This is a genomic window from Flavobacterium antarcticum DSM 19726 (assembly GCF_000419685.1).
Classification (GTDB): Bacteria; Bacteroidota; Bacteroidia; order Flavobacteriales; family Flavobacteriaceae; genus Flavobacterium; species Flavobacterium antarcticum.
On record NZ_ATTM01000002.1, the window covers coordinates 263,002 to 289,966 of the forward strand.

Sequence of the window (26,965 nt, forward strand, 5' to 3'; positions counted from 1 at the left end):
AAATAGCGAATGACAACTTTTGAACAATTTAATCTTCCCAAATCAGTACAAAAAGCAATTGATGAATTAGGATTTACGATTCCAACGCCAATTCAGGAAAAATCCTTTGCAACAATTATGTCTGGTCGCGATATGATGGGAATTGCTCAAACAGGAACGGGTAAAACTTTTGCCTATCTCCTACCTCTTTTAAAATTATACCGATTTACTCCTACCAATACTCCGAAAATTGTAATTCTTGTGCCAACGCGTGAACTTGTAGTTCAAGTTGTGGCTGAAGTGGAAAAATTGACCAAATACATGTCGGTTAAAACATTAGGAATCTTTGGTGGTGTTAACATCAATACACAGAAAAAGGCGGTCAACGAAGGAATTGATATTTTAGTCGGAACGCCAGGTCGTGTAATGGATTTAGCGTTGGACAGTGTCATTCGTTTTGAGGAAGCTCAAAAGTTAGTGATTGACGAATTTGACGAAATGTTGAATTTGGGATTCAGAACGCAGTTGACTTCTATCTTAGCAATGATGGATCGTAAACGTCAGAACATTTTATTTTCCGCAACCATGACGGATGAAGTGGATGCTATTTTGGAAGATTATTTTGATTATCCAGAAGAAGTTACCCTTGCCGCTTCAGGAACTCCTTTAGAAAACATTGACCAGAAATCGTATGATGTGGTCAATTTCAATACTAAAATTAATTTACTAAAGCACTTATTAGAAACAGATGAAACCATGCAAAGGGTTTTGGTTTTTGTGAACAATAAGAAGATTGCTGATATGTTGCACGAACGCATCGAACCTCATTTTGAAGATCAGTTTGGTGTGATTCACTCGAATAAATCGCAAAATTACCGTCTGACAACGATGGCAAATTTTCAAAATAACGAATTACGAGGAATTATCACGACCGATATTATGGCCCGTGGTCTGGACATCTCCAATATTTCCCACGTGATCAACTTTGAAATGCCTGAACTTCCTGAGTTGTACATGCACAGAATTGGTCGAACAGGTCGTGCCGATGCAAAGGGAACAGCTTTGAGTTTTGTAACACAACGTGAACAAGATTTTAAAGCAGAAGCAGAACTTTTAATGAATTATGAGGTGCCGGTTCTTCCATTTCCAGAAACTGTAGAAGTATCAAGTTTGTTAATTGGTCCTGAAAAAGACAAACAGCCGATTAAATTTCTAATGAAAAAAGCGAAATTAGATGGCGACGGAGCGTTTCATGATAAAGCAAAGAAAAACAAGAAAGTCAACTTAGGTGGTCCTTCAAAAACCAAGAAGAAAACACACGGTTCTGTAAACCGAAATATGCTTAAAACACAAGCAAAGAAAAGAAAAGACAAGAAGTAATTACTTTTCACATCCTATAAAAAATGCCTCCATAAGTAAGTTACTTTTGGAGGCATTTTAATTTATAATACTTTAATTATTATTTAAAATAGTTTTCAATATAAGACAATACATTTTTTTCAATCCGATTATTGATATCAGAAATAGCTGCTTTTACAAATTCTTGTCCTGCAATTTTTTCATACAATTCAATATAGCGTTCAGAAACAGAAGCGACATATTCTTCCGTCATATTTGGAATTTGCTGACCTTCTTTTCCTTGAAAATTATTTGCAATCAACCACTGACGTACAAATTCTTTCGACAATTGTTTTTGCTCTTCGTCGTTGTCTTGTCGTTCTTGATATCCTTCTGCATAAAAATAACGCGAAGAATCTGGCGTGTGAATTTCATCAATCAATACAATTTTTCCGTCTTTGGTTTTACCAAATTCATATTTTGTATCTACTAAAATCAATCCACTTGCCTTTGCAATTGCTGTTCCTCTTTGAAATAAACTTTGGGTATAATGTTCTAGAACGATGTAATCTTCTTCAGAAACAATTCCTTTTGAGATAATATCTTCACGAGAAATATCTTCGTCGTGCGAACCATTATCGGCTTTTGTGGAAGGGGTGATAATAGGCTCAGGAAGCAAATCATTTTCTTTTAAACCTTCCGCCAATTCAACACCACAAAGCATTCTTTTTCCCAACGCATATTCTCTTGCAGCATGACCGGCAAGATAACCACGAATGACCATTTCAACTTTGAAAGGTTCGCATAAATGACCTACAGCAACATTGGGATCTGGTGTCGCGATTAACCAATTTGGAACCACATCTTTAGTCAAATCCATCATTTTAGTGGCAATTTGATTCAGAATTTGTCCTTTGTAGGGAATTCCTTTAGGCAAAATGACATCAAAAGCAGAAAGTCGGTCTGTGGCAATCATCACCAACAATTCGTCGTTGATATTGTAAACATCGCGCACTTTTCCGTGGTATGCGTTTTTTTGTTTTGGAAAATTAAAATTAGTTGCAGTTATAGTAGCCTTCATTGTCGTTGTGTTGTTGTGTTGTTCTTTTATGGTTGCAAATTTAATTAAAAAAGACACCTTTGTAAAGTGTCTTTTTAATTATTGTGAAATATTATTCGATATTTTCAATTTGCTTGTATGCGTCAATCACTTTTTTGACCAATCGGTGGCGTACGATATCTTTATCATCTAAATATACAATTCCAATTCCTTCCACATCTTTCAAAACCAGCAACGCTTCTTTCAACCCAGAGATTGTTCGTCTTGGTAAATCCACTTGTCCGGGATCACCCGTAATCATGAACTTCGCACTTTTACCCATACGGGTCAAAAACATTTTCATTTGAGAATGGGTGGTGTTTTGTGCTTCGTCTAAAATTACAAATGCATGATCAAGCGTTCTTCCTCTCATAAATGCTAATGGAGCAATTTGAATAATGCCTTTTAACATATAATCTTCGAGTTTTTCGTTGGGTAACATATCACGCAAAGCATCGTATAAAGGTTGCATGTACGGATCAAGTTTCTCTTTCATGTCACCAGGAAGAAAACCCAAGTTTTCCCCAGCTTCAACTGCAGGACGCGTTAAGATGATTCTCTTTACTTGCTTTTCTTTCAGCGCTTTAACAGCCATTGCAACTCCTGTATAAGTTTTACCAGTTCCAGCAGGACCTACGGCAAAAACCATGTCATTCTTAGTAACGGTGTCGACAAGAATTTGCTGATTTGGCGTCATCGCTTTGATGATTTTACCCGCCACACCGTGAACCAAAATTTTGTCCATATCAGACATTCGTTCGGTTTGGTGGTGTTCTCCCTCAATGACACGTTCAATCACGTTGTTGTCAATTCGGTTGTAGCGTGAAAAGTGAACCAACAAGCGGTTGAAGCGGTTTTCAAATTCGTCCAACACTTCTTTTTCTCCAAAGGCTTTCAAAGTAGTACCACGAGCGACAATTTTTAGCTTTGGGTAGTATTTTTTAATGGTTTCCAGATGGATGTCTTGAGCACCCCAAAAATCTTTTGGGGCAATATCTACAAGTTCAATAGTTCTTTCGTTCAAATGGGATAGTATTTAATTAAAAATAGTCGCTGATAATTATTAGCTTTGCGTTTCTCAAATTTAGCATTTTTTGAGTTACATTTTTTATAATATTAAACAATTTTATGTCAATTATTACCTTAACGACCGATTATGGATTGAAGGACCACTTTGTAGGTGCTTTGAAAGGGAAAATCGCATCGCAATTGCCAAATGCTACTGTCATTGACATCTCTCACGAGGTAGATCCGTTTAATGTGGCTCAAGCAAGTTACCTCATTGAATCGGCTTACGCCAGTTTTCCAAAAGGAACCGTTCACTTGATTGGTGTTGACGCCGAAATGAATAGTGAAAACCAACACATCGCTTTGCAGTGGAACGGACATTACTTTATTGCTGCAGATAATGGAATTTTGAGTATTCTGACGCAGAAGATCATACCTGAAAAGATTTATGCCATTAATATTCACGATCGTTTGCACTTGGAAGCGACTGATATGGACGTTTTAATTACTGTTGCTACGCATTTATCAAAAGGCGGTTTACTGAATGTCATTGGTAAAGAAATAGTTGCTTTAAAGGAAATTACACAATTGCAACCAAGTGTCGAAAATAATACGATCATTAAAGGTTGTGTAATTTACATCGACCATTTTGGAAACGTGGTGACCAATATCACTAAGAAAATGTTCTTGGAAATGGGTCAAGAACGCCCGTATGAAATCTTTTTTAATGCAAAATCAAATCTCAAGAAGAAGAAAAATCCTATTAAAACCATTTATCCTAAGTATTCAGAAATAGTCAACAACGACGACTATTCAAGCAGTACGTACGACGGAATTCGTGTCGCCATTTTTAACGAAGCCAATTATTTGGAGTTGGGAATTTACAGAAGTAATCCGCGGTCTTTAGGAAGTGCATCCAGTTTATTTGGTTTAACTTACCGAGACACAGTCGAAATCATTTTTAAATAAAATATAAAATATATGTTTGTACGTATTGTCAAATTATCTTTTCACCAAGAACACATTCCTGCTTTCTTGGAAAATTTTGAAGAAAATAAAGATAAAATACGAAATGCTCCCGGAAACCGTTTATTAGAATTGTACCAAGATAAGGACAATCCGGATTTGTTTTTTACCTACAGTTATTGGGAAACCGAAGCCGACTTAGAAAATTACCGCCATTCGGAATTGTTTAAAGGCGTGTGGTCCTTTACAAAAAAATTATTCAACGATAAACCGCAAGCGTGGAGTGTGGACAAACTCGTTTCATTAGTTTAAAGTTTGATTCGATACATTTTTAAACCTTAAATCTTTTAAACCTTTAATTAAATGAAAGCCATATTACTACGAGAGATTAACTCTTTTTTTGGTTCACCAATAGGTTATTTAGTCATCGCCATTTTTTTGATTCTCAATGGATTATTTCTTTGGGTTTTTGACGGTGATTTTAACATTCTGAATAGTGGTTTCGCAGATTTGAGTCCGTTTTTTACTTTGGCTCCATGGATTCTGATTTTCTTGATTCCTGCCGTAACAATGCGGAGTTTTTCGGATGAAAAGAAACAAGGAACGTTAGAACTTTTGTTAACCAAACCGCTCTCCATTTCGGCTATTGTGAACGGAAAGTTTTTTGCAGCGTTGCTTTTAATTGCCATTGCTATACTACCCACTTTATTGTACGTTTGGGTTATTTACGGACTTGGATTACCGGAAGGAAATATCGATTTAGGAAGTACACTTGGCTCCTATTTTGGATTGTTTTTCTTAATTGCCGCCTACGCTTCTATTGGAATTTTTACTTCTACACTTTCAGATAACCAAATCGTAGCATTTATAGTAGCTGTGTTTCTGTGCTTCATCTTCTACTTTGGATTTGAAGGAATTGCAAGTTATTTTGGAACATTCCAACCTACCGTTTCTGGATTGGGAATGGACGCTCATTTTAAAAGTATGGCAAGAGGCGTTTTAGACACGAGAGACATCCTTTATTTCATAAGCATCACGGTTTTATTTTTAGCATTAACGGTTTACAAATTAAAAGCACTGAAATCCTAATGACAACTTATACTAAAAACAACCGCAAAAATATAGCTTTAATTATCGTGATTTTAATCGTGGTAAACGTGGTGAGCTCGCAATTTTTCAAACGTTTTGATTTGACATCTGACAAAAGATATACCTTATCGGAAACGACTTTGAACACGTTGAAACAAGTGAAAGAACCCATCAACATTGACGTTTTTCTCGATGGCGATTTTCCTGTTGAATTCAAGCGTTTGCAAAGTGAAACCTATCAATTGCTAGAAGAATACAAAGCGTACAACAGCAATATCATTTTCAAATTCAATAATCCAAACGGCGATGCATCAAATGCCGAACAATTTGCTAGTGATTTGATCGGATTGGGCTTCACTCCTACTAATATCAATCAAAATATAAAAGGCAAGAAAGAGCTGATTCAAATTTTCCCGTGGGCCATCGCAAATGTGGGCGAAAAATCTGTTCGTGTACCGCTTTTAGTAAACAATTACGGCAACCGACCTGAGGAAAACATCAATAAATCGGTTCAGTTGTTGGAATACGCTTTTACCGATGCGATTACAAAATTGATTTCGCAAAAGAAAAAGAGAATTGCAATCCTAAAAGGCAACGGCGAAATTTCGGACAAATACATGTCGGATTTATTGCTGAATGCAAAAGAGTATTACGCCTTGGGTGAATTTAATATGGATTCCTTAACCAATGATTTACCTAAAACGTTAGCCAATTTGAAACGTTTTGACATGGCTTTAATTGTGAAACCTACTCAGGCCTTTTCAGACGAGGAGAAATATATTTTAGACCAGTATGTAATGCAAGGTGGTAAAACGATGTGGTTGATGGATCAAGTGGCCATTGATTTAGACAGTTTGCACAATCAAGACCGTCAAGCTTTAGCTTATCCACGTGATTTGAATTTAGACGACCTGTTTTTTAAATACGGCGTTCGAATTAATCCGCGTTTGATTCAAGATTTACTTTCGACGCCTGTGACTGCTCAATCGCCAACGGGTGAAGATTTCCCAATTGATTGGTTGTATTCGCCTATAGTGCGTTCTGAAGAGAATCATCCGATTAATAAAAACATCAATTTGGTCAAACTCGAATTTGCCAATCAAATGGACACCTTGAAAAACGGTATTAAAAAAACAGTTTTATTGAAAAGTTCACCTCAATCTAAAGCGGTTGGAGCGCCACTTTTAGTAGGTTTGAATCAGTTTATGGATCATTTGGACGAAAGTCAGTACAAGGAAGGCAATCAAATTATAGGAACTTTATTAGAAGGTAAATTTACGTCTGCTTTTAACAACCGTGTGAAGCCGTTTAAAATCGCGGACAATAAAGACCAAGGTGTTGACACGAAAATGATTGTGATTGCTGATGGTGATATTGTGAATTATACCTACATCAATAAAAAACCAGTTCAAAATGGATACGATCAATGGACCCAACAAGTCTATGGAAACAAAGATTTCTTGATCAACAGTATCAATTATTTATTAGACGACGACGGATTGATCAACATTCGAAGCAAGAATATTGAATTGCCGTTGCTGGACGAGCAAAAAGTAAGAGAACAATATACGATTTCGCAAGTCATTACGGTAGGAATTCCACTTGTTTTGCTTGTTGTTTTTGGTTTTGCTTTTACGTATATTCGAAAAAGGAAATACCATTAAAATTTTAAAAAATTACTATTTTAATTAAATCAATTAAGATATATTTGTGCAATATAAAATCTTCGACTTAAATGAGGTCAAGACATAAAAATAAATGAAAATGAAGTTCATCGTATCGAGTTCGTACTTATTAAAACAGCTGCAAGTTTTGGGTAGCGTTATCAACAGTAACAATACTTTACCCATTTTAGATAACTTTTTGTTTGAATTAAACACTACCGTTTTGACTGTTTCCGCATCTGATTTGGAAACAACCATGTCGTCTACGATTGATATTGATTCAACAAGTACAGGAAGTGTTGCCGTACCTGCTAAATTATTATTGGAAATCTTAAAAACCTTTCCAGAACAACCTTTGACTTTTACAGTAGAAGAAAACAGTACGATCGAAATCAGTTCCAACTCAGGTAAATATGCTTTGGCGTACGCTCCAGGAGAGGAATTTCCTAAATCCGTACAATTAGAAGATCCATCGGTAACTTTAGTTCCCGCTGATGTTTTGGCAACAGCCGTTAGCAAAACGATTTTCGCTGCAGGAAACGATGATTTACGTCCTGTAATGTCAGGAGTGTTCTTCCAGTTTTCACCAGAAGGATTGATTTTCGTAGCAACAGACGCTCATAAATTAGTAAAATATGCACGAACAGATGTAAAAGCTTCTCAAGTGGCTGATTTTATTATGCCTAAAAAACCATTGACCATCTTAAAGAATATTCTTTCTACTTCAGATGCTGAAATCAAGATTGAATACAACGATTCGAACGCAACATTTTCTTTTGATAACTATGTGTTGATGTGTCGTTTGATTGATGGTAAATATCCCAACTACGAAGCGGTAATTCCAAAAGAAAATCCAAACAAATTATTGATTGATAGACAACAATTCTTGAGTTCTGTAAAACGTGTGGCGATTTTCTCTAACAAAACAACGCACCAAATCCGATTGAAAATTGCAGGAACTGAATTGAATATTTCTGCAGAAGACATCGATTATTCAAACAAAGCAGAAGAACGATTGACCTGTGATTACCAAGGTGATGACATGCAAATTGGTTTCAACTCTCGTTTCTTAACAGAAATGTTGACCAACTTACAATCAGACGAAATCATGCTTGAAATGTCGTTGCCCAATCGTGCCGGTATTCTAACGCCAGTTGACGGATTAGAAGACGGAGAAACGGTAACAATGTTGGTTATGCCTGTTATGTTGAACAATTAAGAAACAACTTATTATTGTCATATAGAAAAACCGTTTCATTTAATAATGAAACGGTTTTTTTTATGCGTATTGAATACTATTAAATTCTTATCTCGTTTTGATCCGAATTAATTTTTCATTCACAAATTCGGTAACTGCTGAAGGAGATAATTCCGTTCCGTAACCCGAACGTTTGGTTCCTCCAAAAGGCAAATCAGGTTTTGAAGCCGAATGTTCATTAATGAAAACCATTCCCGTATCAATTAAACTAGCGACTTCAATCGCTCTATCAATATCTTCGCTGAAAACAGAGCCTCCTAAACCAAAGGTAGAATCATTGGCCAACTCAATGGCTTCTTCCTGATTCTTCACTTTGTAAATTACTGCGACAGGTCCAAATAATTCTTCGTGGTACGCTCTCATTCCTGATTTCACATCAGTCAAAATGGTTGGTTCGTAAAACGCTCCTTCCCGATCCATTTTCTTTCCACCTGCAACAATCTTAGCACCCGCTTTTACCGTATCTGCCACTTGCTTTGCAATATTATCTGCTGCTTCTTGACTTATCATTGGACCTAAAGAAGTGGAAGCCTCCATAGGATCGCCCACTTTAAGTGTAGCCAATTCGCTTTTCAACCTTTCGGTAAAATCTTCAGCTAAGGAATCGTGGATGATAATTCGTTTGGATGAAGTACAGGCTTGTCCCATATTTCCAAACCGACCGATCATGATTTCTTTCATGACCAAGTCCATATTTGCATCTTCTAAAACAATAAAAGGATCGCTTCCTCCTAATTCTAGGACTGATTTCTTTAAGTTTTTACCCGCATTTTCTGCGAGACTTGCACCGGCTTTTTCACTTCCCGTAAGTGCCATGGCTACAATTCTGTCGTCTGCGGCAAGTTGGGCAATGCGATTACTTGGTAGAAATAAGTTGGTAAAAACACCTTTCGGCAACCCTGCTTCATGAAACAAATCTTCAATCATTTGGGCACACTGTGGCACATTCGATGCGTGCTTCACTACTACTGTATTTCCTGCCATTAAATTCGGAGCGGTAAAACGGCCTACTTGATTGAAAGGGTAATTCCAAGGTTCAACACCTAAAACAACTCCTTTTGGCGTGTAGCGAATAAAGGCTTTTCCGCCGTCGTCTTTTATTTCTTTGTCTTTTAGGAATTCCGCAGAATGAGCTGCATAATAGTTGTAAACCGAAGCGCACATTTCAATTTCTCCGACACTTTGGGCAATTAATTTACCCATTTCGAGTGTGATGATTTTTGCGAGTTCGTGTTTGCGTTCCAACATCAATTCTGAAACTTTGTGAAGGTACTTTGCTCTTTCTGCGATTGGAGTAGTTTTCCAAGAAGCATAGGATTTGTGGGCGTTTGCAATTTTCTGTTCCAATTGATCTTCAGTTAAAGGATCGAATGTTTTGACTACTTTATTGGTGTACGGATTGGTTGTTTGAATACTCATTTTGCTTTTTATTTTTCATTTGCACCTCTAAATTACAAATTAGTAGAGGAAAAATACGAGCGCTTAATTCAAGTTTAACAGTTGTGTAGAGGAGATGGAAAGATTGAAGGATTGAAGGATTGAAAGATGGAAAGATGGAAAGATGGAAAGATGGAAAGATGGAAAGATGGAAGAAGGAAGAAAGAAGATGGAAGATGGACGATCAACAGATATACTATAAAATCGTCAAAAATCAATGTAAATTAAAACGATACGGAATTATTTCGCCCGTTCAATTAGGGCTAGCGAAGCAGATGCATTAACGATTTTACACAATGAATCTGTGCTAATTCGTGCAATCTGTGTGAAAATTAGCTGTGGTGATGAAATACGCTTAAATCACGCCCCACTTTTTCATAATGAAGGTAGCACTTTTATTTTGGCAAATACCATCGCGTAATTTGTAATCAAAATACAATTCGTTATCGACGATGGCGACTTCAAAGGACTTGTTTGCCAATTGCGTTGGAAATGCATTGGTGGTCAAACACACTTCCGTATCATGCGTGGCAATTGCTCCAATGGCATGCTTGTTAATCATTTTCTTAATGACTTCGATAGTTCCATTTCGTTTGTCGTCCGAGTTTGTGCCTCGTAAAATTTCATCTAACAAAACAAACGAACGTTCGTTTTGCAAACGGTCCATGATTTGTTTTAAACGTTTTATTTCTGCAAAGAAATAGGAAGTACTGTCCGACAAGGAATCTGAAAGTCGCATGGAAACCAATACGTTCAACGGATGTACGTTCGCTTCAGCAGCACAAACCGGAGCTCCAGTACCCGCCAATACCATGTTGATTCCTAAACTTCGCAAAAAGGTACTTTTCCCCGACATATTGGAACCCGTAAGAATAATGAAATTTTCTTTAGAAAAATCGACGTCGTTCCCTACTCTACTCTTTTTATTCAGTAACGGATGACTCAAATCGGTGAATTGAATTTGATAGGAGTCGTTTAATTTTGGGAAAACATATTCGGGATTGTTGTAAGCAAAATTAGCGAAGCTGTTCAGCATTTCCACTTCTCCCATAATTTCAAGTGCGGTCATGAGTTGGCTTCCGTTTTTCTTTTTCCAATCAATCAACGCTTTTAAAGTATGTACGTGAAAAAGTCCGATACCATTGAGTACGGGCGTGGTAACTAAATTCCCGATGCTGTCTAATCGGGCAAACAACTCGGAAAGCTTCTTGATTTTAACAGAAGTTCTCTGATTATCCAGTAGTAATTGTTGTTGCAATTGGAGTAAATGAGGTGCCTTGAACGTGCTCTTTTCAATTTTACTAAGCAAAGAACTGTAATGCAGTAAGGCTTTATCAATTGCCTCAGAATTGGCGTTTTCAAGCATGATTCTTTTGAAAAAGTTGCCGAGCAAACCTAAGTTGAACACAAATATAAAACTGCTGATGGAAAGAAAAACGTATTCTTTTGTGATAAAATAGGTCGTTATCGCTGCCACAAAAAGTAAAGGTGTGCAATACGTGAGAAGTTGCATGTATTTTCCTATTGGAGCACTTGGAGCAGTACTCCACGTTTTTAGTTTTTGAACGAGTTGCTCTGAATCACTGCTTAGTTTTGCATGTGCTTCAAAATCTTGACGCCACGTCAAATCAGCAGCAAGTTCCTCAATGGCTTCTTGATTCGCCCGAATTTGTTCTTGTGATTGCTGTGAAAGCAACTGATTAGCCAAGGTTTTTTTTCCCATAAACGTCGCAGTTCGATTGAGGTGTTGGAACAATGATTCCGCACCAAAAATATCTAAATCGTACGCATATTCGTGTTTAAAATCAATGTATTCCGCTCCGTGTTCAAAGGGAAGTTTGCTGTCCGATACGTATTCTAATTCTGTTGTGTTGATTTGGACCAAGTGCTGCATCAGCCTTCTTTTGGTATCCACGGCTTTGTGAAACCGCATTACGGCTATGAATACGGCAATTAATAAAAAACCAATATAGAAGTGGTAATTTTGATAATTGTCAATTGCCAAATACGCATTCACCAAAAAAAGTACAGCGACGACTAACCTGAACAGGCTAATCGTGTTGTACTTTCTATTTATTGACTTGAGTGTGCTGCTGTATTCGTGCTGTAATCCTTTGTACATTTTATCGCTGGTGTAAGTCCGACAAATATAAGCGAACCTATTGCGAAATACTAGAAAATCAGTGGTCGTGTAATACTAAAAGTGGAATGTGGATGTGCATGGCCAATTTTTTAGTCAAACTTGCATGGAAAAGACTGTCCCAAAAGCCGCGTTTGTGTTTGGCTACAGCCAATAAGTCAACGTTGTTTGCTGCTATGAAATCCAAAATTGAATCTTCGACATTATCGCTTTTGATAGTGTTGAATTTAATGTCTTCGTTTTCAAATAATAATTTCCAATTCGCAACTACAACCTCTTTTACTTCGTTATCACTGGTTTGTACAAATATGCATTCGATTGCAGCATTGAATTTTTTAGCAATAGGAATCAGTTTTCGCAGTGCGTCTTGCTCTTCATCCGAAAATTGTGTGGTATAACAAATTTTATGTATCGGTCGGAACGTAGAATCGTCGGGAATTCCGATGATGCAGGCGTCACTACCCGTCATGACACTGGCGGTATTGGTGCCTAAAAACATTTCTTTAAAACCACTGACACGAGAAGTTCCCATGATCACAAAGTGAATGTGTTCTGATTCTACCAATTGTAAAATATTGGAAACCAAATCACCACTCAGGAGCACATTGCTTATTTGAATGTGTTCCAGCTTATGTCGGCTTGCAATTTCTCGCAAAACAGGAATCTGATCTTTAAAATTCTGAAAGGAATTGAGTTCTAAGCTTTGGTACACCTCCGCTTGATAAATAGGCACGTCTACATAACTCATGTCAAGGATCGGCAATTCGTACACGTGCAGCGTAATAATTTCGGCGTCAAACTTTTCAGCCCATTTCAGTGCGTAAACAAATGCGTTGTTTGCTTTTTCAGAAAAGTCGGTGGGAAAGAGTATTTTTTTCATAGGATTATTTTTGGTTTACGGACTTTAGATTTTGGAATTTGGAATTTGAAATTTGAAATTTGAAATTTGAAATTTTAGTTATAAAGTTAATGAAAAGTTTGAATGATGCAATGCGAAAATGGATTAAAAGAAGCGAACAGTTGGTTTAAATATCCCCGACAGGAAGGAGCATCCTGCCCTTTTTTGGGCAGATGCGGAAGGATGGCGGGAATACGGATCAAAAAATGCCCTAAAGCCGTGATCCAAACTCTTTTTGACGTCGGCTTCCTATTAAAAATCCTGTTTTATTCCTTGTTTGAAAATGCGTACTTTTGCGACAAATTAAAACAATATGATTTATCAAGATACGATTGTGGCTTTGGCAACGCCTTCTGGTGCTGGAGCGATTGCTGTAATACGAATTTCGGGAGTGGACGCGATTGCTATTGGCGCTTCGGTTTTTCAGTCGGTTTCAGGAAAAGACTTGGGCAAGCAAAACACACATACCGTACACTTGGGGCATATTATGGACGGTCAGAAGACTTTAGATCAGGTTTTAGTGACGCTTTTTAAGGGGCCAAATTCGTATTCCGGTGAAAACACAATTGAGATTTCATGCCACGGTTCGACCTTTATCCAGCAACAGATTATCCAATTATTATTGCGAAAAGGAGCTCGAATGGCACAAGCGGGTGAGTTTACGTTGCGTGCTTTCTTGAACGGAAAACTAGATTTATCACAAGCGGAAGCAGTTGCTGATTTGATTTCGTCTGATAATGAAGCGAGTCACCAAATTGCGATGCAGCAAATGCGGGGTGGCTTTAGTAATGAAATTGCCAAATTAAGAGAAGAATTATTAAACTTTGCTTCGCTTATTGAACTCGAACTAGACTTTGCCGAAGAAGATGTCGAATTTGCCGATCGGACGCAATTTAACGACTTGGTTACGCGAATTGAGTTTGTTTTGAAACGCTTAATTGACTCGTTTGCGGTGGGAAATGTCATCAAAAATGGTATTCCCGTAGCGATTGTGGGCGAACCAAACGTAGGGAAATCAACCTTACTGAATGCGTTGTTGAATGAAGAACGTGCGATTGTTTCTGAAATTGCAGGTACGACTAGAGATACTATTGAAGACGAATTAATCATTGGCGGCATGAGTTTCAGATTCATTGACACCGCCGGAATTCGCGAAACTACGGATGTGGTGGAAAGCATTGGGATTAAAAAGACGTTTGAGAAAATTGAACAGGCACAGGTTGTTTTGTTTTTGTTTGATGGTTTAAAGTTTAAAGTTTCAGGTTTGGAGTACGTTACTGAAATCGAAAAGGTTAAGAACAAGTTTCCGCTAAAACCTCTGGTTGTCATTATAAATAAAGTGGACTTGCTTTCTGCTGAAGATGTTGCTCATTTACGCGATCAACTTGAAACCTTAGACGTGAAACTAGAAACGATTTCGGCTAAGGAGAAAACAGGAATCGACGAATTAAAGAACACGTTGCTTTCATTTGTAAATACGGGTGCTTTGCGCAATAATGAAACGATCGTGACGAATTCACGCCATTACGATTCGTTAATCAAAGCCTTAGAAGCGATTCAAAAAGTGCAGTGGGGCTTGCAGTCGGATTTATCTGCTGATTTGATGTCGCTTGATATTAAGGATGCTTTGTTTGAGTTTGGTACAATTACGGGTCAGGTTACGAACGATGAGTTGTTGGGGAATATATTTGCTAATTTTTGTATTGGAAAATAACCTTACTTCCTACTGATCACTTTACTCACAATCTCAATCACTTTGCCAGCGGTTTGCAGTTTAGCTCCGATGGTTGCATTTACTAAATCTTGAATGGCTTCCTCATTTAACTTGAAATGTTTGAGGTCGTAGGTTTCTAAAATGATAATTGCAGGACTTAAAGACGGCGATCCTTTGATAAACAACTGATATTGGTACCCTATTTCTATCTTTTCAACTTCGCCAATGGCTAAAATACCGTCCCTTTTCTGTTTGAACGTGCGTTTGTACGGTTGAATTTGGATCTTAAAATCGTTTCTGAATTCTTCAATGGCTTCGTTTCTTCCACTGAAATAACTTTCTTTTTCAGCTTTCAGGCTTTCCTCTTTCAAAGAGGTGATTTGGTCCTTTAAATGTTGCGTTTTTTCGAGGGCTTCCTGATTGATTTTGTATTCAATGTGCACGTTCAGATTATGCAACTCATTTTCTAAGGCTGCCTTTTGGTCTTCTAAATTCTTAATCCTATGTGTATAGATAAAATACCACACGATTGAAGTGAGTAGGACGGCCAATAAAAGTACGACTAGAATCATTTTTATGTTTTTAAATATTCACCTTGACAAGGTAGTTCACTTTCGAAAACTTTTCCTAAAATTATATAAAAAAACACCTCACTATTTTACTATATTTATAACGCTAACCAACGAGGAAACCGACTCGTTTAAAAACCAATAAACCATGGATAATTTCAACGAATTACACAACTTAGAAAACGCTATTTATTTCAGTAATGCAATGGACGACGACCGTAAAGACAAAGAACAGTCTGATGAAGAAACGGAACAAAGCAGCGACTGGGGCGATGTAGATCCTGCAGGAGGACCGGCACCAAGTAGCCCGGGAAGTGCGGTATAACAGGATTTGGAAAATAGTGTTTCAAAAATCAATTGCCCTCGGAAGATGCAACTTCTTTTCGAGGGCTTTATTTTTGTAGCATTTCCATGAGCCACCATTTAGAGGCAGGTCTGCTGCATTACAAAATGCGTACTTGTTTTTATTTAAAACCTTGAAGAGCGTATTCTTTTAGTTTTCTTTTGAACCACTGTTCTGCAGATGGATCTACGCCTTTTTATTTATTGCAAATCAACCCTAATTTCAAATTTAAATAAAACACTTTAAAAGCAACTCATATATTAAAATAGCGCTACTTATAAAGCTACAGCCCGTAGATTTATAAAAGCAATTGGCCTACTAAAAATTAAGGATACAAAAAAAGCCTTTCCATTGAAAGGCTTAAAATGCGTTCTGGAACAATATTACTTTACAGCAACTTCTTTTTGCGCTTTTCTATTGTCCTGAGCGGTATAAATTTCAGATAGAAAAGGAGCTACTACTGTTTCTAATTCCGCAGAAGTTATTGTTAACGCCTTTGGATCTTGAACCAACTTCAACCAAGGTTTCTTCGCCTCAAAATCGTAAGTACCAAATATTACGGTTGGCGTTCCTTTTACCTTTACAGTTTCAGCGTCGGCCAGAACCCACTGATCGGCCCATTCGTACAATACTTTTGCATCTTTCTCTTGCAACCGCATGCAAGAGTGTGAAGCGGGATAACCTGGTAATGAATATTCATGCCATCCAATTCCTTCTAAATTTTCGACATTAAAATTCCACTTCAATTCCCATTCGTCGTCAAAAGTACTAATTGTTTCTTCTGCTTTCCAATTGCTAAAAAACAAGCCCGTCGGTGTCTTGTGTTTTTTACTTCCCATATTAGTAGGCCCTGTATGTGTCAAAGCACCTTTTTCATACGTTGCAAAAGTTTGGGTTGCGTAAGAGAAAAATATAATTTTATTGACTTTCTGTAATCCTTGGACTTCAAGAGGAAAGGGCAAGTAGTAAGCGATGTCGCCGGAAAAATCTTTGGGAACAATAATTGAATCCATGGTTGAAATATGGGTAGCGTCGGTGCGATTTGCAGCCAAGACTAAATTCATTTTTTGTTCGTCCTCCTTATTCGAAGCAAGCCACTCTTTGGTCAACACCATCGTAAAAGAAGGGTCTTTGGGTGCTGTTCGTGTCGGCAAAATAATTTTTGTATTTTCTTTTTCGACGTGCTCTACTCCCTCTCCTACTTTTTCCTTGCACGATCCCAATGTTACCAGTAAAATAAGGCCAAATGCTACTGCTGTATTTTTCATAATTGTATTTTAAAATGTAAGTTTTAGATCAACTGAAGATCAATTAGGGTAAAAATAGGATTGCAAATCAAGTTTAGCCAACTAATTAACGTCTCTTTTAAGAAAAAAACGCTACTAGAAAATCATTTTTAAACTCGTTTACAGTATTGCAACTAAAAGTTATAAAATGCCATACAGAATAGCTTTACAACTTCCGTATATGCGACATAAATACAATATATAGAAAACCTAGAAAAAAGACAATCCATGTTTTAGAAGCAAATATGGACAAATTACCCTTCTACTAATTTTCTTATTTCGTTGCGTAGCGTTATAAAATAATAGTGGACCAATTAGATGCAGATGTCACTACCTTTGAAAGGGCACCGCTTTTTAAAATTAGGCGACCGCTATTAATTAAAAAAACCAATTATGACGCTAAATAATCCGTTACCAACCGTTGATTTTCTTTCAAAACCTTTGCAATGGATTTTACTTGTCTTTTTTGGCAGTCTGGTTTTATATTACGGAAAAGTATTTTTTACACCGTTGCTCTTCGGATTACTCATTGCGATGATAATGTATCCGGCTTGCAAGAAGATGGAGACAAAGGGACTTTCCCGTACGGTAGCAATTAGCATTATTTTACTTTTTGTCACTGCATTAATGGTTGCTATTATTTGGTTGCTAAATGTGCAAGTCCACATATTTCTAGACAAACTGCCGTTGCTCACCGAGCGTTTATCTGGCACTTCTGAACAGGCGATGTTTTGGTTGGAAGAGGCATTCGGAATTGGCATTTCTGATCAAACGGTGTTCTTTAATAAATTTACAGAAAATGCAGAAAGCAGTGTTGGAAAAATTGTGACCAGTATTTTCAGCGCTACCATTTCTACCTTAGTCTTGTTGCTTTTAACTCCCATTTTTTCAGCATTATTTTTATACCACCGGGGCACCTTTGTTCGGTTTTTAGAAAGTATTGTAAGCAAAGAACACCACAAAAAATTACATCGAATTGTAAATGAAAGCATCTTATCGTATTTCAAATTTGCAAAAGGAACCTTTTACGTGTACTGCATTGTAGGCGTTTTAAATTCCATTGGATTACTGCTTCTGGGTATTGAAAACGCAATTGTTTATGGATTAATTGCCGCTCTAATGACTATTATTCCCTACATCGGAATCTTTATAAGCGCTGCCATTCCCGTTTCAATTGCTTACTTGACTAAAGATTCCATGTGGTATCCCATTGGTGTGATCGTTATTTTCACGCTCGTACAGTATTTAGAAGCGAATGTCATTTATCCAAAAGTAGTGGGTGCTCAACTCAACTTAAGTACCTGGGCAACTTTAGTGGGCATCGTTATAGGTACTATTATTTGGGGAATTGCCGGAATGATTTTGATTACTCCTTTACTCGCAATATTGAAAATAGTTTCTGATTATATTCCGCAGTGGAAGCCCGTGAACTTGCTCTTAAATCGTGCAGAAGGCTACCAAGGCAAATGACAGTAGTAAAGAGTTTTACACTTCGTTATCAGGCAAAGTACTTATATCATATTTAGTTTCACCATACCAATTTTAAAAACGATTGCAACTTTAAAAATAGATAAAAGGTATTCTGCTAATTGCATACAATTCCATTTAATAAGGTGTACATTCGTTGTACTAAACTGCATCGCATTAGGTGGATTTTGAAAATCCAGTAACGTACTACGCTTAAAAATAAATCGATGCTTGACAAAATAAAAAATAGTTTTGACGACGCTGGCAAACTTTCGCTTTTTACGGCGCGGTTTTTCAAAGAAGTTTTTAAGTGGCCCTTTCAGCTGAATGAGTTTTTGCGTCAATGTTACGTGATCGGCTACAAATCATTGCCATTGGTAACCATAACTGGATTTATTATGGGCTTGGTGCTCACGATTCAGTCCAGACCTACCATGTCTAAATTTGGTGCTGAATCTTGGTTGCCCAGTATGGTTTCCCTCTCTCTTATTCGCGAAATTGCACCGGTAATCACGGCTTTAATTTGTGCAGGAAAAATCGCTTCGGGCATTGGAGCGGAATTGGGTTCCATGAAAGTGACATCGCAAATTGACGCTATGGAGGTTTCGGCAATCAACCCGTATAAGTATTTGGTAGTCACACGTGTTTTGGCAACGACCATTATGGTGCCTATTTTGGTTTTCTACGCTGATTTTATTGGTATTCTTGGAGGCTATATTGGCTACAATGTGCATGGAAACGCAAGTATGTACAGCTACTTCACTAACGTAATTGAGCACCTGGAGTTTTTAGATATTTTACCGGCTACAATCAAGACCTTTTTCTTTGGTTTTTTTATTGGATTGATTGGTTGTTATAAAGGTTTCAACGCTTCCGGCGGTACAGCAAGTGTAGGTCATGCCGCAAATTCAGCAGTGGTAACGGCATCACTTTCTATTTTTATCATTGATATGCTGGCGGTTCAAATAACTGATTTATTTTTCTCCTAATGACAGCAACTCCACTAATAGCCGTTACTAATTTGCGCAAATCCTTCGGAACAAACGAAGTTTTAAAAGGCGTAAATTTTTCTGTAAACGAAGGCGAAAACTTAGTGATACTGGGCCGTTCAGGTTCAGGAAAATCGGTTACTATAAAATGTTTGGTAGGTTTAATACCAACAGACGAAGGCGAAATGAAGGTATTTGGGACCGATGTAGCACAATTGAGTTACCAAGAGCTGAATGAAATTCGGTTGCGCATTGGTTTCTTGTTTCAAGGAGGTGCTTTGTACGACTCCATGTCTGTCCGCGATAATTTGTCGTTCACACTCAAACACCATTCTCCAAAACTATCAAATGAGGAAGTGCAAACGCGTATTTTGGAAGTACTTGAAAATGTTGGTTTAGCGGAATCTATTGACAAAATGCCTTCTGAATTGTCAGGCGGAATGGTGAAAAGAACCGCTGTTGCACGAACACTTATTATCAAACCAGAAATCATACTGTACGACGAACCAACTGCGGGATTGGATACGATAACCTCGCGAGAAATTAGTGATTTAATTTTAGCCGTACAGAAAAAATACAAAACAACCTCAATTATCATCACGCATGATATGGCCTGCGCCAAAAGTACGGGAAACCGAATCATGATTCTAAAAGACGGCGTGATCAATGCCGCAGGAACGTATGATGAATTGGAAAAAAGTTCGGACGAATGGGTACGCTCGTTCTTCATATAATCATTCACAATAACAAAGTAGTAATACGATAAAAAGGTCATGGAAAAAAAATCAAAACATACATGGAAATTGGGAATGTTCGTCGTAATCGGATTGGCGCTCTTTTTTGTGACTCTTTATTTTATTGGCAAAAGCCAAAACCTTTTTGGTTCTAACTTTCACCTCAATGCAAAATTTAAAAATGTCAGTGGGTTAAAAGTAGGCAATAATGTACTGTTGTCCGGTATTCAGATTGGCACGGTAAGTCGAATTGAATTCATCACCGACTCGATTGTAGTAGTCAATATGGTCATAAAAACCGAGGTGCAAAAATACATCAAGACCGACGCGATGGCAAGTATTGGATCGGACGGACTCATGGGCGATAAAGTGGTTACGATTTCACCTGGTGTAGTGTCCCATACAATAGTAAGTGATCAAGCTACCATTGCAACTGTAGAAGCTGTCGAACTCCAAGACTTAATGTCGGGACTAAAAAAAAGTATTGATAATGCTGCGGTTATAACAAAAGAACTTTCGGAATTTAGTGTCAAAATCAACAATGGAAAAGGGGCGTTGTCTAAGGTGTTAACAGACGAAGCATTTGCCGAACGCATTGATGTTACCATGGCCAATATTGAGACCAGTTCAAATGAATTGGTTTCTTTTAGCAAAACGTTAAACGACAAAAACAGTACGTTGTCAAAATTGATGAACGATCCTTTTTACGCCAACAGCATTAAAAATACGCTTTCCGGTTTTGAAAAAAGTGCCTCTGATGTCAATGTCTTTACTGCTAAACTCAATAATGAAAACGGCATTGTTTCTAAATTATTGACCAGCGAACGGCTTGCTAATTCACTTGATTCCACTTTAATCAATATACAAACGGGTACAGAAAAACTCAATGAACTGGAAGAAGCTGCAAAACATAACTTTTTGTTGAGAGGCTATTTCAGAAAGCAGGAGAAAGCAAAAGCAAAGAAAGAAAAAGAAGCGCTAAAAAAGAGTAGTGAAAAGTAATAAAAGATTTTTTGAATGTGAAAATTTGCGTTGTTTTAAGAATGTCTTTTTTGAAAATAACTGTGACGGAGTGTTAAATTATGGGAATGGTTAAAACCTAAAGCTGCTAATTAAAGGATGCTTTTTAGGGAATTGATTTTTAATTTACACCTGCTTCTTTTATAATGTATGCTTCTACAAGTTCGTCGACTATTGAATCATGGAAAAGATTGCATACTAAAGAAACTTCTTGTGATCAGGCGAAAAATACTACTATTGAGCGGTTTATTGAAATATCGCAACAAAACGGCGTGATACTGTAATTATTTAAAAGATGTTGTGAAGTAACTTCGTAAAAGCTATTTACTAACAATAAAATCAAATAAAACTATGGGCTTATTTTCATTTATTAAAACCGTTGGAACTTCCATTTTTTCAAAGAAAAACGACACCACGACTCCTGAAGCAGAAAAACACCAACTCAAATCAAGTGAATTGATGGAGTATGTTAAGAAATTAGGGTTGAAGTATGAAATCTTAACCATTACCCTTCGCGGCGATGATGTGGTACTTGAAGGAAAAGTAGCCAATCAGGCTGACTCGGAACGCATTACACTTGCAGTAGGAAATGTGGAAGGTGTAGACACCGTTGACAACAAAATGACGGTTTCCGTACCCACTCCTGCTTCAAAAATGCATACCGTAGTGAGTGGTGATACACTTTCAAAAATCAGCAAAACCTATTATGGTGACGCCATGAAATACAACACGATATTCGAAGCAAATAAACCGATGCTGACAGACGTCAATAAAATTTATCCAGGTCAGGTATTGCGAATTCCTGAATTGTAAATTCAATACCAATTTAAATATAAAAGAGCTGCATTTGTAGCTCTTTTTTTTACGAAATTTTAAAAGTAACCTTCACCGCTCGTATTTTATTTAATTGCATTAAACCGAAGTCGAAATAGGAAATTTTACAATAAAATAAACGTATACTGTAATAATAATGAAATAGTTATGCATTAGATTTGAGGTTAAGAATTAAAAAATAAATTTCAACTTTAAAAAAATACACAGCTATGGATCTTTTAAGTGGATTTCAAAACGATAATCAAAAAGAGGCGATATCAAGTAAGGATACTAGTGGAACAGATCCCAACAGATATTCAAGCAGTAATACTGTTGCAGAAGCAGAAAGACTCTCCCAACCTACTACTCCATTAAAAACAAAAACGGGTTCAGGAATACACGTCAATGTCGGAAGGATTGAACGAATGCTGATGGTTGCCGCTGGAGGCTATCTTTTGTACCGAGGTTTAACGGGTTCTAAAAAGAACGTTGCCCAAAGCATTGCCGGAACAACGATGCTTGCGCGAGGAATTAGCGGCTATTGCCCTGTTTATGACGCCGTAGAAAATGCAGGATCGATGAAAAGTACGAATGTCAACATTCGCACGAGTATCCGTATTGATAAACCAGTTCATGAAGTGTATGCCTTTTGGCGAAAGCTTGAAAACTTACCTGCGTTTATGAACCATTTGGAGTCGGTTACTGAAAAAGACACTACGCATTCCCATTGGGTCGCTAAAGGTCCAGCAGGAATTGGGACGGTAAGTTGGGACGCTGAAATCTTGATGGATGAAAAAAACCGAATACTGAGTTGGCACTCACTTCCCTACTCTACTGTTGACAATGCCGGAAAAGTGGTTTTCAAAGAAAGCAACAACGGCGGAACTGAACTGGATGTTACGATTTCGTATCATGCTCCTTTTGGAGTCGCGGGCGAAAGTGCTGCTAAATTTCTAAATCCCTATTTTGAGAAGATGGTAAAAAAGGATATTGAAAGTTTAAAAGTATTTCTTGAAAGTGGCACAAGCGTAAATTAGGTTGTACCTGACCATACAAACACAAACACCTGAACGGACTAATAGTTGCGTTCAGGTGTTTGTGTTTTCTACATTTAGTGTCTCTTATAATAAATAAATTTTATAACTTTAACCTACTTATTTTAGATTGTTTGCGTAAAAGAGCGCCTGCTAAATAAAGTATTAATTACTAAATACCACCGTTATGAATTACCTCATTTTTGGCGTCATATTGCTCCATCTCGTTGCCGGCTTTGGTTGGTTGTTTTACAAATTAGAAATTCAGAAAAGCAAACCAAAAAAAGAGGATACATCCAAAACATCTTTAGAAGAATAAATCCAATTTATAAAGATAAAACTTGATTACTTATTTAGTATTTGTCTCCTTCTATCGCTTCAATAAGACCTAATGCCGCACGTTCTCCTGCAATGATTGCTGCATTTAACGAGCCATTTAATAAGAGATCACCAGCTAAAAAGATATTGAAATTTAATCTCGTTTCCGAAGGGCTCAGTTCGTATTGCAAATCGTCCAATTTAGGAAGTGCTTTTGCAATCGTATATTGTTTTAAAAAAGAAACTTCTTTTATTCCGCAATACTGTTGCAGTTCTTTTGCAACCTGTTGTTGTAATGCTTCTGGCGTCAAATCATGTTTTTTTACCACGGTCACCGAAAGCAATTCTCTTTTGCCGGTCGTTTTTGTTTCTAATGCGGTGTGAAAAAAGATGTTGTTTACCAATGCTGTTGCATCAGGTATTAACCCAATAAGTGGTTTTTCAATTACGCGATCAGTTATTTCAAAATATAGGGTGTCGCAGGATTTCCATTGTACTTCCTGATTTTGCAAGTTTTTTACGAGTTGGCTTGCCTCCGTTGCAATTATGGTATAATCACTATGCAAGGCAGTACCGTTTTCAAGAATAAGCTGATCGCCTTCCACCTTTTCTACTTTTGTGTTGAACAAGAATTCGGTCGTACTCAAATTTGATTTCAATTGTTTTGGGATGGCTTCAATACCTGCTCTTGGCAATGCCGCGACACCTTCACCAAACATTTTATACACAAATTCAAACATTCTGCTGGATGTTTCCAATTCGGATTCTAAGAATATACCGCTGAAAAATGGTTTGAAAAAAGTATGGATCATCTCGTTTGAAAAGCCAAATTCTTTCAGATACGCAACCGTAGATTGTTCGGGTTTTTGAAAGATGCTTTCAATTGACGTCTTCTTTAAAAGCATGTCTAATTTCAAAACTTTGATTTTGTCTCCAATAGATCCAATTCCTGAAAATAAAGTGGGTACTAAAAGCGAAAAATCACGAAAGGGATCGCCTATGATTTTCTGTTTGCCTTTTATGAATACTGCGGCACCGGATAAAAAGGATTGCAATTCCAATTGTTCAAAATTCAAATACTTTTGAGCAGCGGGATAAGCAGTTAACAAAACTTGGAATCCGTGATCGAGTTGGTATCCATTGACTACATCCGTTTTCACGCGACCTCCAACGCGTTCTGTAGCTTCGATTATTGTAGGACGGTAACCGTTGTCTTCAAGCACCTTTGCGGCAATCAATCCGCTTATTCCGGCACCAATGATGTGTATTTTATAGGCTTCTTTTTGCATGGTTGTTTTTTTGCTTTCACAAATATAAGTATCATCAGCAGATCTGGCACTTTAAAAAGGCATATATACGATCGCCATTTTCTTCTTTTTTTGTGGTTGCATCGTTCTTATCGAAAAAGCAAATAGAAAAACAGCGTTAAAACGATGGAGAAAATAATATTCAAACCCACACCAGCTTTCATCATTTCTTTTTGGGGTACAAGTCCTGTGGAAAACACCATGGCATTTGGAGGTGTTCCCACAGGCATCATAAATCCGTACGATGCGGCAATAGTCGCCGGAAGGACTAAGATCATGGGATTGATTTGCGTTTCCTGAGCTAAGGTGTACAGTAAAGGCAAAATTAGCGCTGCACTCGCTGTATTGCTCATGAATTCAGTCATAATAATACTGCCCAATACAATCAACCATAAAAAAAGAATGAGTGGAACTTGTTGACTCAAAGTCATTATTCCACCAATTAAAATAGTTCCCAAACCCGTACTTTCTACAAGTAAACCCAATGTAAGTCCACCACCAAAAAGCAGTAGAATGTCCCAACGTATTGCGGTAATTATTTGGTCCCAATCCAATACTTTGAAGGTGAAAAGTAATAAGATAGCGACGATGGCTACTAGTGAACTAAAGCCAGAGGTTATGTTTAACAAAGGCGACAACACACCTTCAAAAACCCACAATAAAATTGTAAACGCAAATATTACGATTAATGCGGTCCGTTGTTTACTTTTCTTTCCGGGTAGCGCCACAGTGGGAACAAGCATCTGGCGATTTGGTTTGAAGTACAACGTCAACACCAACACCATAATTGGAAATGTAATCAGGAATATCGGAATGCCATACAGCAACCATTGCGAGAAGGTCAACTTCAGTAAGGCTGCCCCAATCGCATTGGGTGGACTTGCAATCATGGTTACAATTCCTCCAATATTCGCTGCATACGCGATTCCCAACAATAAGAATTTGGCTTCCGCCGTAGATTTATGGCTGTCTGTTACGGCTAGAATCCCCAACGCCAACGGAATCATTATTGCTGCAGTTGAGGTATTGCTGACCCAGCAGGCCGTTAAAGATGTGGCAAGCATTAATAAAATAGCCGATTTGTAGAAATTTCCCTTTGCAAAAAGCATCAGTTTATGAGCAAGTAATCGGTCTAAAGCGTGAACCGATAACGCACCTGCAAGGACAAAACCACCCATGAACAAATAGATGATGGGATTTGCAAATTCACTAAAAGCAGTGGCTGGCGTGGCTATATTGAGCACTACAGCGAGTACAGGAATGAGTAAAGCCGTCATTGCTAGAGGTATTGCTTCTGATATCCAAAGAATTGCTGCGAAAATCAAAATGGCAAAAGCACTGTTGACTTTTACTTCATCAAATACCGGTACAACAAGAACACCGATCAGGACGATGGTTGAAAAAAGTAGGCCTTTCCATTTTAACTTTTGGTGCATAGCAAATACGCTTGGTGTCGACTAAAAAAGACAACTTTAAATGAAAGGGAAAGGTAGCCACTTATAAGGCTAAAAAAGCTGTAAAATTATAATTCTTCTTTAAAAAAATTGCACAGTGGAGATTCACTAGGATTGCTCGAAAAAGACATTCGGATTATCCGTAATTTTCAGTTTTAAAATGTATGCTTTAAACTGATTTATCTTTGTGGTATTCCAACTTTTCAGGTTTGGATCAGTCAACTCTTTTAAAACGATCGTTTGCAAATGCGATTGTTCCGTTCCCTCGTGAATGCCTTTTTCAAAACCTTTTAAGCCGTCTAAATTGTTGATCCAATATTGAAAGAAACCATTGTCAGAAGTGGTGACTACTTGTTTTAAAATGATGTAACTTTTCTTGGTAGGCAATTCTGCTTTATTAAATGATTCAAAAAGTTCTTGTGCTACTTTTTGCAGTAACGCCTCGTTTTTATTGATTCGCAACACATCGCTATAGGCATAAAGTGTTCGAACGGATCGGTCTCCTGCTTCATATTTGGTTTTTAATCCCGAAGAATTATACATCGGATTCAGTGCTTTTTTAGCTTCGTTAACAACGGTTTCTTCGTCAATCTGTCCGTTACTGTGGTGTAGAAAGTTTTTGTTTTGGTCAAAATACAACAATACAGGAACACTTTCAAAATTGAGATTTGCCTCTTCCATAAACATTTTATCTTCTTTAGAAAGGTCGTCGTAGGTATTCATCGCATAGCCTATGAAGTTGGCGTTATAATAGCTTGCAACTGCCGCATCTTCCCGAAGAATAGCACCCAAGCGCTTGCAAACCGAACAATCTGAATTGTAGTATTCAATGAAAACCGGTTTGTTTTGTTGTTTTGCTTTTTTGAAAGCCATGACAAGCGAAGATTCAAAAACAACTTGTGCATTGAGCAACAAGCCTGATAGTATAAAAAACGCTAGGTATATATTTTTCATGGTGAACGATATTTAAATTGTACGAATGGGCAACTTAGCAAAGTATTTTCAAATTCACTATCACTTTTAGAATTCCTTATCATTTTA

The 26,965-nt window shown here is 37.4% G+C and carries 25 protein-coding genes; 15 read left to right on the forward strand and 10 right to left on the reverse strand.

From position 1 onward, the window contains the following. Window positions 1–9: 9 nt before the first annotated feature. Window positions 10–1,359 (forward strand): DEAD/DEAH box helicase, encoded by a 1,350-nt coding sequence (locus YWA_RS0104260; RefSeq protein ID WP_022827260.1) that lies wholly within the window; start codon window positions 10–12, stop codon window positions 1,357–1,359. Between the two features lie 79 nt (window positions 1,360–1,438). Here the strand turns inward: YWA_RS0104260 and YWA_RS0104265 are convergent, their stop codons facing one another. Continuing rightward, a complete protein-coding gene (locus tag YWA_RS0104265; RefSeq protein ID WP_026718571.1) occupies window positions 1,439–2,398 on the reverse strand; it encodes a phosphoribosylaminoimidazolesuccinocarboxamide synthase in 960 nt (319 codons plus the stop codon). Between the two features lie 91 nt (window positions 2,399–2,489). Further along, window positions 2,490–3,440, reverse strand: coding sequence for a PhoH family protein (locus YWA_RS0104270; protein WP_022827262.1), 951 nt, complete (start codon window positions 3,438–3,440; stop codon window positions 2,490–2,492). 104 nt (window positions 3,441–3,544) lie between these two features. On the opposite strand from YWA_RS0104270, the gene YWA_RS0104275 reads away from it, so the two are divergent. The 5 genes from YWA_RS0104275 to dnaN all read left to right on the forward strand — a co-directional run bounded on the left by YWA_RS0104275 (window position 3,545) and on the right by dnaN (window position 8,362). Beyond that, complete coding sequence (locus YWA_RS0104275) at window positions 3,545–4,393, forward strand: SAM hydrolase/SAM-dependent halogenase family protein (RefSeq protein WP_022827263.1); 849 nt, start codon at window positions 3,545–3,547, stop codon at window positions 4,391–4,393. A 12-nt stretch (window positions 4,394–4,405) separates the two neighbouring features. Further along, window positions 4,406–4,702 carry a putative quinol monooxygenase gene (locus YWA_RS0104280; RefSeq protein ID WP_022827264.1) on the forward strand — a complete coding sequence of 99 codons (297 nt, stop codon included), beginning with the start codon at window positions 4,406–4,408 and terminating at the stop codon, window positions 4,700–4,702. Between the two features lie 51 nt (window positions 4,703–4,753). Beyond that, the gene (gene gldF / locus YWA_RS0104285; RefSeq protein ID WP_022827265.1) at window positions 4,754–5,479 is read left to right on the forward strand and encodes a gliding motility-associated ABC transporter permease subunit GldF; all 726 of its coding nucleotides are present in this window, start codon (window positions 4,754–4,756) and stop codon (window positions 5,477–5,479) included. Further along, a complete protein-coding gene (gene gldG, locus YWA_RS0104290; RefSeq protein ID WP_022827266.1) occupies window positions 5,479–7,143 on the forward strand; it encodes a gliding motility-associated ABC transporter substrate-binding protein GldG in 1,665 nt (554 codons plus the stop codon). Before gldF ends, gldG begins: the two co-directional genes overlap by 1 nt. Before the next feature lie 100 nt (window positions 7,144–7,243). After that, a complete protein-coding gene (gene dnaN, locus YWA_RS0104295; protein ID WP_026718572.1) occupies window positions 7,244–8,362 on the forward strand; it encodes a DNA polymerase III subunit beta in 1,119 nt (372 codons plus the stop codon). Window positions 8,363–8,449: 87 nt separating this feature from the next. Here dnaN and YWA_RS0104300 read toward each other — a convergent pair whose 3' ends face one another. The 3 genes from YWA_RS0104300 to YWA_RS0104315 form a co-directional block, all read right to left on the reverse strand. Then, window positions 8,450–9,820 (reverse strand): NAD-dependent succinate-semialdehyde dehydrogenase, encoded by a 1,371-nt coding sequence (locus YWA_RS0104300; RefSeq protein ID WP_022827268.1) that lies wholly within the window; start codon window positions 9,818–9,820, stop codon window positions 8,450–8,452. A 373-nt stretch (window positions 9,821–10,193) separates the two neighbouring features. Next, the gene (locus YWA_RS0104310) at window positions 10,194–11,960 is read right to left on the reverse strand and encodes a MutS-related protein (protein WP_022827270.1); all 1,767 of its coding nucleotides are present in this window, start codon (window positions 11,958–11,960) and stop codon (window positions 10,194–10,196) included. 58 nt (window positions 11,961–12,018) lie between these two features. After that, window positions 12,019–12,858 carry a universal stress protein gene (locus tag YWA_RS0104315; RefSeq protein ID WP_022827271.1) on the reverse strand — a complete coding sequence of 280 codons (840 nt, stop codon included), beginning with the start codon at window positions 12,856–12,858 and terminating at the stop codon, window positions 12,019–12,021. 331 nt (window positions 12,859–13,189) lie between these two features. Here YWA_RS0104315 and mnmE point away from each other — a divergent pair, with 331 nt between their 5' ends. Next, complete coding sequence (gene mnmE / locus YWA_RS0104325) at window positions 13,190–14,590, forward strand: tRNA uridine-5-carboxymethylaminomethyl(34) synthesis GTPase MnmE (RefSeq protein WP_022827272.1); 1,401 nt, start codon at window positions 13,190–13,192, stop codon at window positions 14,588–14,590. Between the two features lie 2 nt (window positions 14,591–14,592). Here mnmE and YWA_RS0104330 read toward each other — a convergent pair whose 3' ends face one another. Continuing rightward, window positions 14,593–15,162 carry a hypothetical protein gene (locus tag YWA_RS0104330; RefSeq protein ID WP_022827273.1) on the reverse strand — a complete coding sequence of 190 codons (570 nt, stop codon included), beginning with the start codon at window positions 15,160–15,162 and terminating at the stop codon, window positions 14,593–14,595. Between the two features lie 145 nt (window positions 15,163–15,307). On the opposite strand from YWA_RS0104330, the gene YWA_RS15630 reads away from it, so the two are divergent. Next, a complete protein-coding gene (locus tag YWA_RS15630) occupies window positions 15,308–15,484 on the forward strand; it encodes a hypothetical protein (protein ID WP_022827274.1) in 177 nt (58 codons plus the stop codon). A 401-nt stretch (window positions 15,485–15,885) separates the two neighbouring features. On the opposite strand, the gene YWA_RS0104340 is transcribed toward YWA_RS15630, so the two are convergent. Further along, complete coding sequence (locus YWA_RS0104340; RefSeq protein WP_022827275.1) at window positions 15,886–16,770, reverse strand: L,D-transpeptidase; 885 nt, start codon at window positions 16,768–16,770, stop codon at window positions 15,886–15,888. 411 nt (window positions 16,771–17,181) lie between these two features. Here YWA_RS0104340 and YWA_RS0104345 point away from each other — a divergent pair, with 411 nt between their 5' ends. The 7 genes from YWA_RS0104345 to YWA_RS15845 all read left to right on the forward strand — a co-directional run bounded on the left by YWA_RS0104345 (window position 17,182) and on the right by YWA_RS15845 (window position 23,164). Next, the gene (locus tag YWA_RS0104345; protein ID WP_022827276.1) at window positions 17,182–18,258 is read left to right on the forward strand and encodes an AI-2E family transporter; all 1,077 of its coding nucleotides are present in this window, start codon (window positions 17,182–17,184) and stop codon (window positions 18,256–18,258) included. A 224-nt stretch (window positions 18,259–18,482) separates the two neighbouring features. Continuing rightward, a complete protein-coding gene (locus tag YWA_RS0104355) occupies window positions 18,483–19,244 on the forward strand; it encodes an MlaE family ABC transporter permease (RefSeq protein WP_022827278.1) in 762 nt (253 codons plus the stop codon). Further along, window positions 19,244–19,978 (forward strand): ABC transporter ATP-binding protein, encoded by a 735-nt coding sequence (locus YWA_RS0104360; RefSeq protein ID WP_022827279.1) that lies wholly within the window; start codon window positions 19,244–19,246, stop codon window positions 19,976–19,978. The genes YWA_RS0104355 and YWA_RS0104360 overlap by 1 nt, the downstream gene beginning before the upstream one ends. 39 nt (window positions 19,979–20,017) lie before the next feature. Continuing rightward, window positions 20,018–20,980 (forward strand): MlaD family protein, encoded by a 963-nt coding sequence (locus tag YWA_RS15300; protein WP_022827280.1) that lies wholly within the window; start codon window positions 20,018–20,020, stop codon window positions 20,978–20,980. A 369-nt stretch (window positions 20,981–21,349) separates the two neighbouring features. After that, window positions 21,350–21,811, forward strand: coding sequence for a peptidoglycan-binding protein LysM (gene lysM, locus YWA_RS0104370; RefSeq protein WP_022827281.1), 462 nt, complete (start codon window positions 21,350–21,352; stop codon window positions 21,809–21,811). A 230-nt stretch (window positions 21,812–22,041) separates the two neighbouring features. Beyond that, window positions 22,042–22,848: an SRPBCC family protein gene (locus tag YWA_RS0104375; protein ID WP_022827282.1), complete on the forward strand. Its 807-nt coding sequence runs from the start codon at window positions 22,042–22,044 to the stop codon at window positions 22,846–22,848. Window positions 22,849–23,032: 184 nt separating this feature from the next. Further along, the gene (locus YWA_RS15845; RefSeq protein ID WP_262493605.1) at window positions 23,033–23,164 is read left to right on the forward strand and encodes a hypothetical protein; all 132 of its coding nucleotides are present in this window, start codon (window positions 23,033–23,035) and stop codon (window positions 23,162–23,164) included. A 34-nt stretch (window positions 23,165–23,198) separates the two neighbouring features. On the opposite strand, the gene YWA_RS0104380 is transcribed toward YWA_RS15845, so the two are convergent. The 3 genes from YWA_RS0104380 to YWA_RS0104390 form a co-directional block, all read right to left on the reverse strand. After that, window positions 23,199–24,452 carry an NAD(P)/FAD-dependent oxidoreductase gene (locus YWA_RS0104380; protein ID WP_022827283.1) on the reverse strand — a complete coding sequence of 418 codons (1,254 nt, stop codon included), beginning with the start codon at window positions 24,450–24,452 and terminating at the stop codon, window positions 23,199–23,201. Window positions 24,453–24,559: 107 nt separating this feature from the next. Then, window positions 24,560–25,906, reverse strand: coding sequence for an SLC13 family permease (locus YWA_RS0104385; RefSeq protein ID WP_022827284.1), 1,347 nt, complete (start codon window positions 25,904–25,906; stop codon window positions 24,560–24,562). A gap of 126 nt (window positions 25,907–26,032) precedes the next feature. After that, on the reverse strand, window positions 26,033–26,878 hold the full coding sequence (locus YWA_RS0104390) for a thioredoxin family protein (RefSeq protein WP_157505299.1): 846 nt from the start codon (window positions 26,876–26,878) through the stop codon (window positions 26,033–26,035). Between the last annotated feature and the right edge of the window lie 87 nt (window positions 26,879–26,965).